General features: G+C 41.5%; 14 protein-coding genes and 1 tRNA gene. 9 read left to right on the plus strand and 6 right to left on the minus strand.

The window, feature by feature from the left end; genetic code table 11:
• Positions 1 to 269: 269 nt before the first annotated feature.
• Positions 270 to 345 (plus strand) — tRNA-Gly (locus tag AACS92_RS20325).
• Between the two features lie 34 nt (positions 346 to 379).
• Here AACS92_RS20325 and AACS92_RS20330 read toward each other — a convergent pair.
• The 4 genes from AACS92_RS20330 to AACS92_RS20345 form a co-directional block, all read right to left on the minus strand.
• Positions 380 to 1,291 (minus strand): AEC family transporter, encoded by a 912-nt coding sequence (locus AACS92_RS20330; protein WP_099109350.1) that lies wholly within the window; start codon positions 1,289 to 1,291, stop codon positions 380 to 382.
• 103 nt (positions 1,292 to 1,394) lie between these two features.
• Positions 1,395 to 2,303: a DMT family transporter gene (locus tag AACS92_RS20335; RefSeq protein ID WP_099109351.1), complete on the minus strand. Its 909-nt coding sequence runs from the start codon at positions 2,301 to 2,303 to the stop codon at positions 1,395 to 1,397.
• Positions 2,304 to 2,629: 326 nt separating this feature from the next.
• Complete coding sequence (locus AACS92_RS20340) at positions 2,630 to 3,889, minus strand: hypothetical protein (RefSeq protein ID WP_099109352.1); 1,260 nt, start codon at positions 3,887 to 3,889, stop codon at positions 2,630 to 2,632.
• 154 nt (positions 3,890 to 4,043) lie between these two features.
• Complete coding sequence (locus AACS92_RS20345) at positions 4,044 to 4,943, minus strand: LysR family transcriptional regulator (RefSeq protein WP_099109353.1); 900 nt, start codon at positions 4,941 to 4,943, stop codon at positions 4,044 to 4,046.
• 101 nt (positions 4,944 to 5,044) lie between these two features.
• Between AACS92_RS20345 and AACS92_RS20350 the strand changes: the two genes are divergently transcribed.
• Entirely contained in the window at positions 5,045 to 6,538 is a 1,494-nt protein-coding gene (locus AACS92_RS20350; protein ID WP_099109354.1) for an MFS transporter, read from the plus strand.
• Positions 6,539 to 6,870: 332 nt separating this feature from the next.
• On the plus strand, positions 6,871 to 8,304 hold the full coding sequence (locus tag AACS92_RS20355) for a 4-hydroxyphenylacetate 3-hydroxylase family protein (protein ID WP_099109355.1): 1,434 nt from the start codon (positions 6,871 to 6,873) through the stop codon (positions 8,302 to 8,304).
• Positions 8,305 to 8,841: 537 nt separating this feature from the next.
• On the opposite strand, the gene queG is transcribed toward AACS92_RS20355, so the two are convergent.
• Entirely contained in the window at positions 8,842 to 9,999 is a 1,158-nt protein-coding gene (queG, locus tag AACS92_RS20360; RefSeq protein WP_099109356.1) for a tRNA epoxyqueuosine(34) reductase QueG, read from the minus strand.
• Between the two features lie 254 nt (positions 10,000 to 10,253).
• Between queG and tsaE the strand changes: the two genes are divergently transcribed.
• From tsaE to hflX, 6 genes are all read left to right on the plus strand, one after another.
• On the plus strand, positions 10,254 to 10,718 hold the full coding sequence (gene tsaE / locus AACS92_RS20365) for a tRNA (adenosine(37)-N6)-threonylcarbamoyltransferase complex ATPase subunit type 1 TsaE (RefSeq protein ID WP_099109357.1): 465 nt from the start codon (positions 10,254 to 10,256) through the stop codon (positions 10,716 to 10,718).
• A gap of 14 nt (positions 10,719 to 10,732) precedes the next feature.
• Positions 10,733 to 12,070 (plus strand): N-acetylmuramoyl-L-alanine amidase AmiB, encoded by a 1,338-nt coding sequence (amiB, locus tag AACS92_RS20370; RefSeq protein WP_099109358.1) that lies wholly within the window; start codon positions 10,733 to 10,735, stop codon positions 12,068 to 12,070.
• Between the two features lie 76 nt (positions 12,071 to 12,146).
• Positions 12,147 to 14,102 carry a DNA mismatch repair endonuclease MutL gene (mutL, locus tag AACS92_RS20375; protein ID WP_099109359.1) on the plus strand — a complete coding sequence of 652 codons (1,956 nt, stop codon included), beginning with the start codon at positions 12,147 to 12,149 and terminating at the stop codon, positions 14,100 to 14,102.
• The gene (gene miaA / locus AACS92_RS20380) at positions 14,095 to 15,036 is read left to right on the plus strand and encodes a tRNA (adenosine(37)-N6)-dimethylallyltransferase MiaA (RefSeq protein ID WP_099109360.1); all 942 of its coding nucleotides are present in this window, start codon (positions 14,095 to 14,097) and stop codon (positions 15,034 to 15,036) included. The genes mutL and miaA overlap by 8 nt, the downstream gene beginning before the upstream one ends.
• A 107-nt stretch (positions 15,037 to 15,143) precedes the next feature.
• Positions 15,144 to 15,446, plus strand: coding sequence for an RNA chaperone Hfq (hfq, locus tag AACS92_RS20385; RefSeq protein WP_086955100.1), 303 nt, complete (start codon positions 15,144 to 15,146; stop codon positions 15,444 to 15,446).
• 95 nt (positions 15,447 to 15,541) lie between these two features.
• On the plus strand, positions 15,542 to 16,822 hold the full coding sequence (gene hflX, locus AACS92_RS20390) for a ribosome rescue GTPase HflX (RefSeq protein ID WP_099109361.1): 1,281 nt from the start codon (positions 15,542 to 15,544) through the stop codon (positions 16,820 to 16,822).
• 61 nt (positions 16,823 to 16,883) lie between these two features.
• Here the strand turns inward: hflX and AACS92_RS20395 are convergent, their stop codons facing one another.
• Positions 16,884 to 17,033, minus strand: coding sequence for a hypothetical protein (locus tag AACS92_RS20395; protein ID WP_193756896.1), 150 nt, complete (start codon positions 17,031 to 17,033; stop codon positions 16,884 to 16,886).
• Between the last annotated feature and the right edge of the window lie 80 nt (positions 17,034 to 17,113).

Below are 17,113 nucleotides of genomic sequence, written 5' to 3' on the forward strand. Positions count from 1 at the left end.
GTTAATTGTATATATTATGTTAATTTTTAGATAACGTAATGTACCATATTGCAATGGCAGCGTTCTATAAACATATGCAAAGTATGCGGTATATACAGATTTGAATGTCTTTTGAGCGGTTAGTGTTGATGTCTGGGTAAATGGCTTGCCATCTTTATCTGAGGCGTTCATAATAGCGCGTGTTCCTGAGATGCAGGAAGTTGATAGTTACGGGTGTTTACCGTAATTTCAAACTCAAGTTAAAGCATTTCTGGTTCACCATCAATAATGCGGGAATAGCTCAGTTGGTAGAGCACAACCTTGCCAAGGTTGGGGTCGCGAGTTCGAGTCTCGTTTCCCGCTCCAAATCAAATTTCCATTCTGTAAACTAGTCAATCAATTAGTCGAATCTCAAACCTAATACAATAGGTAATGTAATTACTGCAAGCATTGTTTGCAATGTGATAATCGCTGACATTAACTGACTGTCTCCATTTAACTGGCGGGTTAAAATATAAGCTGTCGGTGCAGTGGGTATGGCGAAAAAGAGAATCAGTAAGTTGATTTCCAACACATTGAGCCCAAATAAGCAGCCAATAATACCGGCAACCAAAGGCATCAGTAATAATCTGGACAAGCTGTTAATGATAATTGGTTTTTTCTCTGTTCTTAGCATTGATGGCTGCAACGATGCGCCGATGCAAATTAACCCCAGAGGAAGGCTTGCTCCTGCCAGAATTTTTAAAAATTGCCCTGAGCCGTAAGGTAAGCCAATATTAGTGAGATTGAGGGTTATCCCGATGAAACAGGCTAATATCAGAGGGTTTTTAGTAATTATCATGACAAACTGCTTAATTGATAACATCTTGATATCTGGTGTTAGTGCAAACACAGAAATTGCATTGCAAAGAGGAACCAAGATAGCGAGTATCAGCGACGCTACAGCGATCCCATGAGAGCCGAAAATATCTACCGTAATGGCTAATCCGAGATAAGTATTGAAACGCAATAACCCTTGTACATAAACACCAAAACGTTGTGCTGGCCATTTGAGTAAGAGTTTAATGACTATTAATGCCATTAAACCGGTGCTAATTACAGCGAGAATGGCCCAAAATAGCTGTGGTAACTGAGGGTTATCTAAAGATGCTGTTGCCAGGCTATTGATTAATAAAGCAGGAAAAAGCAGAAAATAATTAAGTTTCTCTGCTCCTTGCCAGAATAAAGGATTAAATGAGGTATTACGCTTTAGAATAAAGCCTAATAGTATCAGTGCAAATAATGGCCATAAGATGGTAATAATCTGATTCATATATTATCTTAAATTTTGCTATCTACTGTCTTCCGAATCGCTTCTTTGCTGGTTGTATCGAAATCCATTGGTATATATCCCAATATGGTTTTTTAGCCGTATATTATTTTGTTATCTTTTTATTGGTCATAAAAATTCCTGCAATAATGAAAATTCCACCAATACATATAGATACAGTAAACGTTTCCTGTAAAAAGAGTACTCCGCCCAATATCGCTGTCAGTGGATTTAATGCAATAAAAACACCTGCTCTTGTGGCACCAATCTTACCAATGCCGTCATAGTATAAAACATACGCAATCGCTGATCCGATGACGCCTAAATACGTCAGGCTTATCAAATCGCTCATGGATAAAGAAACTAATGCAGTAGAGTTAATATCATCCGTCACGAACGCTGTTATTGTTAACATTATTGCACCCGCAATGACGGAGTAAGCGACAGTATATAATGCACCAATTTCATTGATTGTTTTCCTGCCGAAAACACTATAAATCACCCAGCTGATGACACATCCTAAAATAGAGATGTCACCAATTATATTACCTTTATTACTCAATAATGATGATAAGTTGTTTCCGATAATAACGATCCCGGCACCAAACAAACAGAATGAAATCCCGATAGTTTTTATGGTGGACATTTTTTCCTTAAACAAAAAATACGAGACTGTTGCTATCACTGCGGGATTTATTGCGACAATCAGAGAAGCTCTGGATGCATCGATATATTTCAGGCCATAAAAAAAACAAAGGTTATAGACATAAATACCAAAGAAACCCAGCATGACAATATTTGCCATTTGTGATTTATTGATTTTGATAAATCCTTTTTTAGAAAAAGCGATAATCACTATTAGCACAAATGCTGCAAAGATAAACCTAACCGTAGCTGATAATAACGAACTGGTATCAGAAGAGATAAACCTTCCTGCTATGAACGTTCCGCCCCATATAATGGAAACAATAGTTAACTTAATGTAGCTTGAGTAATCATCTGGTTTTGTTGTCATACTTATTATCGCCTTGTGATGTTTTCTCACTTAATATTTTCATTAAGAAATGATAATAATGAACTATGTTCTTGTCTGATTTTTATATCAATTACATTATGTTATTGACGTTAGTCAACTCAGCATAGCAATATCATCATAAAAAACAAAGAGGAAAGACTATCTCTGATGAGGATTATTAGGCGTTAATGTAATTTAATGATAAGTAATCTATCTTTTTAACGTTTAACATTATTTTTGCTGAGCAGATAAATTAACTTAGCCATATAATTAACTATATGGCCAAGATTAATTTAGTCAATGCTGTAATTATATAAAAAATTGAATTATATCTCAGAGGGTATTAAAGTTTTTTGGATTTTATTTTTTATTCCCAGCTTTAATTTAGCATCATTAAATATCTCATTGATAATACTTCGTTGGATTCGGCTCCCGCCCATGAATTGATAGTTCATAGGTTCTTGCAAAAGTAAGACTACATTTTTGTAATTTTCCTGACTATAATTTTTTATCGATTCAAGGATATTTATTTTTGTATTATAGTAGCCTATCGGGTTACTTTTCTCTGTTTTTTCAATCAAGAAATCTATCATATCGAATCGCTTATTAATGCCAAAAACTAACGCTGCATGGAAATCATTGAAGAAATAAAAACCAAGTTCTTCTTTATTATTCCATGACTCAAAAAGTAAATTTGCATGTTTTTGTATATATTGGTCATCCCTTCCATGCGTGAATTTCATTTTAAATAACAAAGAGGTGGCGTCCAAATCTTCAAGGCCATGCCTGTCATTTTTATGACGAATCTGATGATATATATCTAATGCCTGATCAATTTCGTTAATTTCCATGAGAAACATCGCATAGTGCCAGAACAGGTGGATTCTCATGCCATAGTTGTTATGCCAAATGTCCTTCCTTTCATCCATCCACTCCTTTCCCTCATGAAATAATTTCTTATCATAAAAATAGTGGCAGATGGCATGAATCGCATAAATATCGAAACTATTTATTTTTAATGAACTGGCTGCACTGTCATAAGACTCATCATGATACCCGTTTTCATTCAGGATAAAGGCCTTAATACCTTTGAAATAGCTATAAAACTCATCGTTAATATCCCAGTGCTTGTTAACAAGACTGAGCGTTTCAAGCATGGTTCCGGTCATACCATTGTTGAACTCAATCATATGACATGTATAAAAACTGAATATATCTTTAGGGTTTTTTAGTAAGCATTTATAGAAATAATTTCTGGCTTGATAATAATTTTCATTAATTAATGAAATTATTCCGGAGTTGATTAAATCAGCGCGTTTATCCGATTCTTTTTTACTTATTTTTTCTAGTATCTCGATGAGTGATTTAGCCTGTTTATACTTACTTTTCTCCATTGAGAGAAGTAAGTCAACTATATGTATTTGTAATATTGAAAGAGAGATATCACTTGAGTGAAACCAATTTATATTTGTGAGTTTTTCGTTTCTTTTCATTCCCAGTATGCAATGATAACATTCATGTATGAGTGATAAATCATCAATTGTATTAACAACTTGAGATACATTTGACTTATCATTAATAATCATAGGTAACAACCTCATTTAGAGTTGATTGATATGTTATTTTTATATAAGTTTATATTTAATTATTCTATAGTGAATATATAATAAAAAGGAATGAAAATTAATGTGTTCTTTTAAAAGAAACAGTTTATTAGTATAGGGTGTGTATCGAATATTGTTATATATTCTCAACCTGTTGCCAGCATTCTGTTATCCAGTCACTTAATATTAATATCCGGTTGAGGACATAGCTATTTTGTACTCTTAAAAGGTGAACTGGTAGTGAAGGAAGAATCCAGTCAGGTAATAATTGGACTAAAATTCCATTTTTGATAGCACTATTGAATAACCACTTTGGTCCCGCATGGATACCGGCTCCATCACATACAGCCTGATAAATTGCCCCTACATTGTTAAGGTAAAAACTACCGAATAACTCTACTCGTTCGAGTAATTCATTACGGGATAATTTAAGGTTGGTTGGATGGGTATTCTGATGTAGTGAGTAAATAATAGACTTATGTTTCGTTAAATCCTGTGGATACATTGGTGTTCCATATTTTTCCAGATATTTAGGGCTGGCGCATAATACCCCAGAAATATTTCCCAATTTTTTAGCGATTAGGGTTGAGTCAGGTAATTCGCCAATTCGGATCGCGAGATCAATCCCCTCCTGCCGAAGATCTAGACAATTATCTGAAAGTACTATGTCAAATATAATGTCTGGATTTTTATTTTGAAATAGGGTTAACCATTGTGTGACGTAGTGTTCTCCAAAACTCACCGGAGCAGTAATCTTAATTATTCCAGACAATACATTACCGCTGATATCACTCAATGTATTATCTATTTCATTAAGCAAAGGTAACATCCGGAAATAAGCTAACTCACCTGCTTCTGTCAGGCTTAATTTTCTGGTTGAACGATTAATTAATTGAACCTTTAGCTGTTGTTCAAGAGCAGCTAAACGTCGGCTAGCAACAGAGGGATCTAATCGTAAGTCTTTTGCTGCTTTTATCAGGCTTCCTTTTTCGACAATTCGAAAAAAAAGATGCCAGAGTGCCAGATCATGATTCATGCTATTTCCACAATTTTCATTTGAACATATAGCAATATTATTATGATGGTACAGAAGTAAAATAAAGCTATTAAAAACTTTTGTGGAGGCATAGATCGCAAATGGCGAAAAAGTCATGGCGTCGGTATTGGGTATTGGCTGCTGTTTGTATTGCCGGGCTGATTTTACCTCTTGAATATACGGGACCAGCTGTAGCTTTACCTGCGATTCAATCTGAGTTGAGGGGGAGTGCAATTGCATTATCTTGGGTTATTAATGCATTCGCATTAAGTTTTGGTAGTGCTGTAATGGCAGCAGGAGCGTTAGCTGATCAATATGGACGTAAGAAAATGTTTGTGAGCGGTATAACGGGTTTCACACTATTCTCTCTTCTTGTTACTGTTGCCAATAGTGTTGTTTATCTTGATTTATTACGTGGAATACAAGGTTTTTTCGCAGCACTGACTATGGCGGGGGGGGATGCCGCTTTAGCACAGGAATTTAATGGAAGAGCAAGAACAAAGGCTTTTGGTTTGTTAGGGACTGCTTTTGGTGTGGGTTTAGCATTTGGGCCGGTGATATCAGGTGCTTTGATAGAGATATTTGGTTGGAGATCTGTATTTTTACTGGGGGCTTGGTTTGGAGGAATTGCATTGGTAATTGGTTGTATCCAAATGCGTGAGTCACGGGATCCTAATGCAGCAAAACTCGATATTAAAGGTGTAATTAGTTTCACTGCATTTTTAGTGTTATTAACATTTGGTATTATGCAAATTCCACAAAGTGGTCTTGGAAGCGTTTCTGTTATTTTACTATTTGCTGCTTCCGTCATGATGTTGTGTATTTTTATTATTTGCGAATTAACGCATACTCGCCCAATGCTGGATTTGTCTCTTTTTCGTTTTAAAAAGTTTGTTGGGGTACAGCTTTTGCCACTGGCAACTGCGATTTGTTTTATTGTTTTGCTGATTTTGTTTCCAATTCGATTAATTGGTATTGAGGGCTACAGTGCAATTGAAGCTGGCGAAATAATGCTTGCATTGTCAGCACCCATGCTTATTGTTCCTTTTTTCTCGGCTTTGTTAACGCGCTGGTTTTCATCGCCGGTACTTTCATGTTTGGGTTTGTTATGTGCAGTAGCAGGATTAGCATGGTTAGCAAAAATACCTGTTGGTACACAACCGACAGAGTTAATATTGCCATTGATGTTGATAGGTGTTGGTGCAGGTTTTCCGTGGGGATTGATGGATGATCTTGCTATTAGGGTAGTGCCTATAGAACGGGCAGGAATGGCAACAGGGATTTTCACAACTATGCGAGCTTGTGGTGAGGCCATATGCGTTGCGGGAGCATTAGCAATGCTGAATTTTTTACTACAAATAAGTTTACAGCAAGTTTCACAACAGCCCACCAAAGTGATTTCTACGGCGGCAAGTAATTTGACAACAGGTAATTTTGACAATGCCAGAAGTCTGATTATTCATTTTTCTGATCAGGAGATTCTGACTATTTATAATGACGCTTTCAATACATTGATATATATATTAATGGGAATGACAATATTGGCTTCTATTATTTGTTTTATAACATTAAAAAATGAAAGGAGAGTTATTTAACATTAAGTTAATATGGTTGTTTTTTGCATGAAAATCCTCCCAGTATATTACTTATCACGAAGGTGCTGTAATTTGATATGGCTTTTCTGGTTAATTCGAATAATTATATTCTATTTCTTTTAATGTGTATTTTTTCCAGGAAAAGTAATCACAGTCTGTATTAGTGTAGTTTATAGGTCGTTGTTCTCTGGCGTATTTTAATGAGGGATATTGTAATTATACAATTTCCAATTGTGGACAGTTTTCTTTTTATATTAGATATCCAGTGCTGACTGAAAAGATTTCTCTGCTTGACCTTTAAAATTATCATTATCGATAGGAGCATGGAAAGTATGATAAGAACCGGAAAGCAATATATAGAAAATTTGCGTGATGGGCGCACCATTTTTATTAATGGAGAAAAAGTTACAGATCATGTGGATCATCCTGCATTCAGGAATGCGATTAGATCTGTAGCAAGCCTGTATGATTATAAAATCCAACATGCAGATACAATGACTTTCAGGACAGAAACTGACGAGCAGATGAGTCTGTACTGGCAGTTACCTTCCACCCCTGAGAAGCTGATTGCACGTGGTCAGGCTGCATATGAGTGGGCGAAGCAGACTGTCGGCTGGCTTGGCAGAAGCCCGGATAATGCAGCAGCTGTGCTTACCGGAATGGTCACGCATATTGAGTTATTCGAATCTTATTCTCAGGAACGCGCTGATGCTTTACGGAATTATTTTGCCTATGTGAGTGAGAATGATCTTTATCTGGCCTATGCGCTGATTAACCCACAGGGCGATCGCTCAAAAACACCGGGTGCGCATGAAAAGAATATTTATCATACCCTTGGGGTTGTGGAAAAAAATGCTAAAGGTATTGTGGTTCGGGGAGCAAAAATGGTTGCTACCGGCGCAGCATTAGCAGATGAAATATTAGTTGGTTCGCATAAGCCGATGAAAAAAGGCGTTGATGAACGCTATGCGCTCTCTTTTGCTATGCCGATCAATACAAAGGGCATAAAAATTATATCCAGACGCTCTTATGAACAGGGAGCTAACCCCGCTGATTATCCGCTATCATCCCGTTTTGATGAGAACGATTCCACCATCTATTTCGATGATGTTTTGGTTCCCTGGGAAAGGGTATTCGTCTGCGAAGATATCGAGATGTGTTTTAAGCAGGTGGATTCAACCGCAACGGAACTCCTGATGGATATTCAGAGTATTGCCCGTTACGCGGTAAAATTACATTTTCTGGCTGGTATGGCGCAGGAAATGGCTGAAAATAATGGTGTCAGCGAATATCCACCCGTAAAAGAATCACTGGCACAGCTTGCTTCTTATGCCATGAATATTGAAGGATTATTTAAAAGTGTGCTCCATTGTCCAAGAATTGATAATGGATTTTATCTACCTGACAAAACGTTGCTTTATACATATCGAGTCATCGGGCAGTCCACATATCCAAATGTACTGGAGACGATCAGAAAGTTGGCGGGCGGCGGAATTTTGATGGTGCCATCAAGTCAGTCTGATTTAGAAAATTCTGAAATTTTGAGTATTATTGAGAAAACACAATATTCATCTATCGTTTCCCCTGCTGAGAAGGTCAAGTTCATGAAACTGGTCTGGGATGCTATTGGCTCTGAATTTGCCTCAAGACATCACCAATATGAACTGTTTTACGCCGGAGCGCCTCATCAGACACTGGGACGGCTTTATAATCAATACGACTGGGGATTATCAAGAGAATTAGTGGAAAAGATAAAAGCCCTTTAACTCACGTTTTATTGCCATACTTGCCCCCGTTGTGACTACGCTGTGGGGCAATAGTTGCAACTATTTGCTATCTTATTCCCATCAAAAATAATTTGCTGAAAGCGCTTGCCATCCTGCTTTAACAGGTCCATAATGCCGCCTCATTTTTGGATAGGCAGAGGAAAATTTCTCCACTAGTGTCTAGAATGGATGAAGAGTTTCCATTTTTACTGCTGATCCCTGATGCTTTCCAGTGAAGTGCAATTTCTATTTTTTATCCACAGAATTTAACATAACAACCATTTTGAGTTGCCCTGTACTGATTTGCTTGTTTCACAGAGTTATCCACAGGCGATATGATCGCATCTAACTTTTTTAATTTATTATCTTAAATAAGATATATCAATTAACTAATTGATAAATTTGAATAATTGATTTTTATTTAAAGTGTCTTAATTGATATTTATCTTTCCTTTGCACTTTGAGTAGAAAAGCATTTTTATTTTATTCACAAGGAAACAGAAGCTTTTTTTAAGCAAAAATCAGGCTGATTGTATATTAAGCATCTCGGGGCAACCCTTTGGTAATTGCCCGTATTAACCGTTTTTGTTGTGATGTTTGAACGTTAATTGCATCAATACTTCGGCGGGATAGTTGTTGGGCAATAGCCCAGTGGATATGTTCATCTAACACCTCACTTAGCCCAATTCTTTTTTCTAAAACCAGTACGATTTCATCACGGTATGGGGCATTGCCCAATGCAACTGAAATATTACGCAGCCAGCGTAAATAGCCAATACGACGTATTGCTGAACCCTCTGTTATACGCAGAAACTTTTCTTCGCTCCAATTGAACAAATCGAGTAATTCAGGAGTATGCAGTGCTGCGCGAGGGTTAAAATCTGCTTCGTCTGTTAATTGTGAAAAACGATTCCAAGGGCAGATAAGCTGACAGTCATCACAGCCATAAATCCGGTTGCCCATTAATGGGCGAAACTCTTCCGGGATCACACCCTCAAGCTCAATTGTCAGATATGAAATGCAGCGGCGGGCATCAATGGTATAAGGCTCGACAATGGCACCTGTCGGACACGTGGTCATACAGGCAACACAACGCCCACATTGCTCTTCTTGGGGGGAGTCAACAGGGAGGGGAAGGTTAACCAGTAATTCGCCGAGAAAGAACCAAGAGCCTGACTCTCTGTTTAATATGAGTGAGTGTTTACCAACCCAGCCAATACCGGCTTTAGCGGCAAGCGGGCGTTCCATAATCGGAGCTGAATCAACGAAAGGCCGGAAATTAAGTATTCCCTGATATTCATGGGCGGAGCAATATTCCTGAATTTGCTCACCCAGCTTTTTAAGCCGCTGGCGTAGCAGTTTATGATAATCTCTGCCCAGTGCATAGCGACTAACATATCCCTGCTCAGGATTATTCAGGGTACTGGCGAAAGCGGCTTTGGCCGGCAGGTAATTCATGCGCACGCTGATAACCCGCAAAGTACCGGGTAGCAATTCATGAGGACGTGCTCGCATCATGCCGTGACGTGCCATCCAGTCCATTTCGCCTTGGTATTGCTTATCGAGCCACTCCTGTAGTCTCGGTTCTTCAGTAGATAAATCGGTATCACAAATACCGACTTGCTGAAAACCGAGAGAAAGGCCCCATTGTTTGATGTTTACTGCCAGAAGGTTCAGATCGAGAGGGATTGCCATTGGATATTAAGTGACAGCTGTAAAGGATACTTAGCATAGGTTAACACAGCATAGATTGAGATAAAAAATAGGGTACCTGCTTTGTTTCTGAATAGAAGATAATAAATGATAATCGCTGAGTTATGTTATGGTTATTGGTTAAACTATCTAACTAATATGTCTTTCATATATCCTATGGGTTTCAGGCGATGGTCTGGGAAACGATGGGTATATTCCAATAGGCTTTAATTCAATAAAACAATAGATAATTTTCTATGAAAGAACTTGTTTTATCACTTCCGAATGAAAATGCCACTGTTGCATTGGGCAATACAGTGGCAGCAGCCTGCGAACGCGGCTATGTTATTTATCTATATGGCGATCTTGGTGCCGGAAAAACAACGTTTAGCCGTGGTTTTCTACAGGCGCTGGGCCATCAGGGGCATGTGAAAAGTCCGACTTATACACTGGTTGAACCTTATGCTCTACAGCCACGCCCTGTTTATCATTTTGATTTGTATCGTCTGGCAGATCCTGAAGAACTGGAATTTATGGGGATCCGCGATTATTTTCATCAGGATGCCATTTGTCTGGTGGAATGGCCGCAACAAGGAGCAGGGTTTTTACCCAACGCTGATATTGAGTTGCATCTAGCCTATAACAATGAAGGGCGGCAGGCGCATTTTGTGGCGTTATCTGAATATGGTGAAAGTTTACTGGATAATCTGAAATCCTTATGAAGGAATCCCTGACCATGATGAATGCCTTCTGCGTGAAGACGATAAAAAAATGGCAATCCCATTGGCTGATATTTTTTACGTTGTTTATTGTTCTTAGCCAATGGGTTATGACAACGGCGGTAGCATCGACACTATCAAATGTGCATGTGAGTAACCGCTCATCTGAAGCTACTGTTACGTTGGGGTTCACTGGCGGGCATCCTGAATATCGCTTTTTTCCTCTTCATAATCCTGAAAGGCTGGTTGTGGATATTCGTCAATCAGCCGGTATCACAGGATTGCCGATGCGTTTATCTGGTCAGAATCTGGTGAAGATAGTCCGAACGAGCCAGCCGCCTGATGCGCAACATAAGCGGGTTGTACTGGAACTGGCTCAGAAGGCAACGGCGACTTCCGTTGTAAAGAAATCAGGGAATCAGTATCAGATTATTTTCACTCTGAAGGCCGGGGGGACTGCAAATAGCCCTTCAATATTCAAAGAGAATACTGCACCTAGTGAGATTTCAACTCCGCATAAGAGTAAGCAGCCACTAACAAACAAGCCGGCTGAAGTCACTTCTGTAATGCAGGAAACAAAACCTGTGTCCGCGCATAATGCTCCGGTTGTGAAAAAGCAGATAAATAAAACTGCTCAGGGGAAATATCCGATTGTGATTGCTATTGATGCCGGGCATGGAGGACAGGATCCGGGAGCCATCGGGCCAAGAGGATTACGGGAAAAAAATGTCACCATCAGTGTGGCGCGCAGGCTGGAAGAGCTTTTACGTAATGACCCGATGTTTAAACCTGTTTTAACACGCAATGGAGACTATTTTATCTCGGTAGCCGGACGCTCTGAGGTGGCCCGTAAGCACAAAGCAAATATGCTGGTTTCCATTCATGCGGATGCTGCTCCTAATCGCAGTGCCAGAGGGGCTTCTGTCTGGGTATTGTCTAATCGTCGTGCAAACAGCGAGCTGGGAAACTGGCTGGAGCAGCATGAGAAACAGTCTGAATTATTGGGGGGCGCGGGAGATGCTCTGGCTAATGGTACAGATCCGTTTTTGAGTCAGGCAGTGCTAGATTTACAATTCGGGCATTCACAGCGGGTAGGTTATGACGTTGCGGTTAAGGTGCTGCAACAGTTATCTCAGGTTGGCTCTCTGCATAAGCGCACACCGGAACATGCCAGCTTAGGGGTTTTGCGCTCACCGGATATTCCTTCCATTCTGGTGGAGACAGGATTTATCAGTAACACATCAGAAGAAGAGCTGTTAGGCTCCAATCAGTATCAGGAAAAGCTGGCGCAGGCGATTCATCTTGGGTTGCGTCACTATTTTCAGGCAAATCCGTTGCAGACAGCACCAAAATAATTTTAAACGGTACGTAAGAAACCCGGTAATTTAAGAAGAATCGTAAATTATCAAGAAAAAGTAGGTAAGGTCGAATATGGCTATCAGGATATTACCCCCACAATTAGCAAACCAGATTGCTGCTGGTGAAGTGGTTGAACGCCCGGCATCGGTAGTGAAAGAGCTGGTGGAGAATAGCCTTGATGCCGGCACGACCCGTATTGATATCGATATTGAACGTGGTGGCGCAAAATTGATCCGCATACGTGATAATGGCTGTGGAATTAGCAGACAGGATCTCACATTAGCGCTGGCCCGTCATGCGACCAGTAAAATAGCCTCTTTGGATGATTTGGAAGCCATTGTCAGTATGGGATTCCGCGGTGAAGCGCTTGCCAGTATCAGTTCTGTTTCACGGTTGACTCTGACTTCCCGGCCTGAGGAGCAGGCGGAAGCATGGCAGGCTTATGCCGAAGGGCGTGATATGGAAGTGATGGTAAAACCTGCCGCCCACCCCGTCGGAACAACGGTTGAGGTTTTGGACCTGTTTTACAATACCCCTGCCCGACGTAAGTTTCTGAGAACAGAAAAAACCGAGTTCGGCCATATTGATGAGGTCGTGCGCAGAATAGCTCTTGCTCGTCTGGATGTGGCGATTAATCTGAATCACAATGGAAAGCTCGTGCGTCAGTATCGTCCGGCTAAAGATGAATCCCAGCATGAACGGAGGCTGGCAGCGATTTGTGGTGTGGCATTTATGCAGCAGGCGCTGGCACTGTCATGGCAGCATGATATGTTGTCCATCAAGGGCTGGGTTGTTGATCCCAAAAGTTCTCATGTCGCGGCGGATATTCAGTATTGCTATGTGAACGGGCGTATGATGCGGGATCGGCTGATTAATCATGCTATCCGTCAGGCTTATCAGGATTTACTGCAAGGTGAACAGCAACCGGCTTATGTCCTGTATTTAGAGATAGATCCACATCAGGTTGATGTGAATGTACACCCAGCTAAACATGAAGTACGTTTTCATCAGGCTCGTCTGGTGCATGATTTTATTTATCAGGGCGTTGCTGCGGTGCTGAAACAGCGCAGTAACGGCACTGAGCTGGGGCTTGATTGTCAGGAAGAGACAACAGACTGGATACCAGAAAACCGACCTTCTGCGGGGGAAAACCATTTTCTCCGACAAAAACAAGCAACGTCGGCAGGGGCATCGCAAAAAACGTCATCCTCTCCCCGTACCGCTTCTGAAACACCATCTTCAGGCCATCAGACAGGACATAGTGGTATCAGACAGCCTTATCAGGGGGAAAGTTACCAGAAAAAACAAGGCGAGCTGTACCAGAAATTGATGCAGTTTGCGCCAGAAGAAAAGCAGCCACTTTTTCCTGAACGGTCAGATGCAGAAAGAAAAACTGCCGAAAAGTCGGCTTCTGTCACAGAAAAAACACCGTTAATGCCAGCTCGTTCAACTCCTGTACAGGTAAAAAATAGTAGTTATAGTTTCGGTAAAGTATTGAGTATCTATGCTCCCCACTATGCATTGCTTGAATCAGCCTCGGGTATTGGACTATTGTCACTGCCTGTTGCTGAACGTTGGTTGCGGCAGGCTCAATTAACGCCGGGGGAGCAGGGGCTTAAACCACAGCCACTTCTCATCCCACTGAAATTGTCTCTCAGTGAGACAGAGGTCAATGTTTTGCGACAGAATAGTGAGCTATTGAAGACTTTTGGCATTGAATCGACTGTCGCACATGGAAAAGTGACCATTCATGCGGTATCGTTGCCTCTGCGCCAACAAAACCTGCCAAAGCTTTTTCCGGCGTTGTTGGGTTATCTGATGGAACAGGCATCAGTTTCAGTACAGCAGGTGGCAATCTGGCTCGCCCGTCATTTGGGCAGTGAACATGAAACGTGGAATATTGCACAGGCTGTTCAGCTTTTAGCTGATGTTGAGCGTCTTTGCCCTCAATTAGTGGGATCTCCGCCAGAGGGTTTATTACAATTAATTGATTTACAAGCAGTGGTGGCACTTTTTAATCATGAGTGATTTAAAAACTCAACATTTGCCCACAGCCATTTTTATTATGGGGCCGACAGCCTCAGGAAAAACGGCACTATCAATCGCTTTGCGTCAGCATCTTCCGGTTGAACTGATTAGCGTTGATTCTGCACTGGTTTATCGTGGCATGGATATTGGGACTGCGAAACCATCCGCAGAAGAGCAGGCACAGGCTCCGCACCGTTTGATTGATATTCTGGATCCTGCCGAAGTGTATTCTGCTGCTGATTTCCGTCGCGATGCACTGGAACAAATGGCAGAAATTACGGCTGCCGGGAGAATTCCGCTCCTGGTCGGCGGAACCATGCTATATTTCAAAGCATTACTGGAAGGGTTATCACCACTACCTTCTGCAGACCCTGAAGTCAGGGCGGTCATTGAGCAGGAGGCAGAGGAACATGGGTGGGAGGCATTGCATCAGCAATTGCAGGAGATTGATCCGGTTGCAGCAGCAAGAATCCATCCAAATGATCCACAACGTCTTACTCGTGCACTGGAAGTTTTTCGGATTTCGGGTAACACTCTAACTACATTGACAGAAACGTCTGGGGAAGTACTGCCTTATCGTGTTCATCAGTTCGCTATTGCGCCTGCAAGCCGTGAAATTTTGCATCAGCGCATTGCAGCCCGATTTGAACAGATGATCAAATCAGGGTTTGAAGATGAAGTTAAAGCGCTTTATGCTCGTAGCGATTTGCATACGGATTTACCCTCCATTCGTTGTGTTGGTTATCGTCAAATGTGGTCTTACCTCGCAGGCGAGATTTCTCATGATGAGATGGTTTATCGTGGTATCTGCGCAACTCGCCAGCTGGCGAAGCGTCAGATAACCTGGCTCAGGGGGTGGGACGATGTGGCCTGGTTGGACAGCGACCAGCCTGAGCAGGCCCTGAAAACAGTCATGCAGGTTATTGGTACATAAATTCGTTGATTGTGTACAATTATCAGTACAAAGCGTCATTTTTGAGTAGTTACTTTTTCGAACCAATGGGTTCTTAGTTAAAAACAACAAAATAAGGAAAATATAGAATGGCTAAGGGGCAATCTTTGCAAGATCCATTCCTGAACGCATTACGTCGTGAAAGGGTCCCGGTTTCTATTTATTTAGTCAACGGCATCAAATTGCAGGGTCAAATTGAGTCTTTTGACCAGTTTGTCATTTTGCTGAAAAACACGGTTAGCCAGATGGTTTATAAACACGCCATCTCTACTGTTGTGCCTTCCCGTCCGGTATCTCACCATGGTAGCAATGCTAATATGGCATCCAGCGTGGGAAATTATCAGGCTGGTAACAGTCCGGCAGCACAACAGGAAAATGATATCGCTGAATAAATCAGTGATAATGCCTGACATAAATAAAAACATAGGTAGGGAGACTTTACCTATGTTTTTCCTATGGAATTTTATTCAGCCTGAGGGTTGCACCATTGTTTGATCGTTACGAAGGCGGAGAACTAGCCGTTCTGGTGCATGTTTTTTTCTCACAGGAAAAAGACACGGAAAATCTCAGTGAATTTGAATCATTGGTGACTTCCGCAGGTGTTTCTCCTGTGCAGATTGTGACAGGAAGCCGTAAGGCTCCGCATCCGAAATATTTTGTCGGGGAAGGCAAGGCAGAAGAAATTGCTGAAGCAGTCAAAAACAGCGGTGCAGATGTAGTGCTGTTTGATCACGCACTTTCTCCTGCTCAGGAACGTAATCTGGAACGCTTGTGCCAATGTCGTGTTGTTGATCGTACAGGTGTAATACTGGATATTTTTGCCCAGCGGGCGAGAACACATGAAGGTAAGTTGCAGGTAGAACTTGCACAATTACGCCATTTATCTACTCGCTTAGTCCGAGGCTGGACTCATCTTGAACGCCAGAAAGGCGGGATTGGTTTGCGTGGACCCGGAGAAACCCAGCTGGAATCAGATCGCCGTATGTTGCGCGATAAAATTAAGCAGATTCTGGGGCGTCTTGGGAAAGTAGAACGACAGCGTGAACAGGGGCGTCAGGCGCGCAACAAAGCAGATATTCCCAACGTTTCCCTTGTTGGTTACACCAATGCCGGAAAATCAAGTTTATTCAATAGAATAACCTCGGCTGAGGTATATGCTGCTGATCAGCTTTTTGCTACTCTCGACCCGACATTGCGTCGGATCGCTGTGAATGATGTCGGCCCGGTTGTTCTGGCTGATACCGTTGGTTTCATTCGTCACTTACCCCATGACTTGGTGGCAGCGTTTAAGGCTACTTTGCAGGAAACAAGGCAGGCAAGGTTATTGCTTCATGTTGTTGATGCGGCTGATAACCGGCTGGATGAGAACATTCTTGCAGTGGACAGTGTTCTGGAAGAGATTGAAGCACATGAAATCCCTTCTTTGCTGGTGATGAATAAAATCGACATGCTGGAAGATTTTGAACCCCGGATTGACCGTGATGAAGAAAATCGTCCGGTGCGAGTCTGGCTTTCAGCCCAGAGCGGGGAGGGTATACCCCTGCTATTACAGGCACTGACTGAACTTCTTTCCGGTGAGATTGCACATTATGAATTGCATTTGCCTCCGGAAGCCGGGCGTTTACGTAGCCGTTTTTACCAGCTTCAGGCCATTGAGCGTGAATGGATGGAAGAAAGCGGTCAGCTGGGGCTAGAAGTCAGGATGCCGATGATAGACTGGCGTCGTCTGTGTAAGCAGGAGCCAAATTTACCAGACTATGTTGTCTGATTGATTGGCGCAGGGCGACAAACAAGGTATTATTTTGGCCGCCATTTCAGGGTACTTAGCGTTATGGAGTAACGGTGATGAAATGGCGGTGATGAAATGATTGTGCCAGAATTGCAGTGACGAAATCAGCACTGTCATCAGCACTGTCAAAAGGTATCACCCAAAAATATTGGTTGCTTATGAAACGGTGAAGTTTATCGTTTTTGCCCATGGAGGTTGTGCCTGATGTATCTATCAGTAACAGCGGCCTGTGAAGTGGGAAGCCTCACCCGTGTGGGTGGAAGAGCAGTC

Source organism: Xenorhabdus sp. KJ12.1 (assembly GCF_963876495.1).
Taxonomy (GTDB): Bacteria; Pseudomonadota; Gammaproteobacteria; order Enterobacterales; family Enterobacteriaceae; genus Xenorhabdus; species Xenorhabdus stockiae.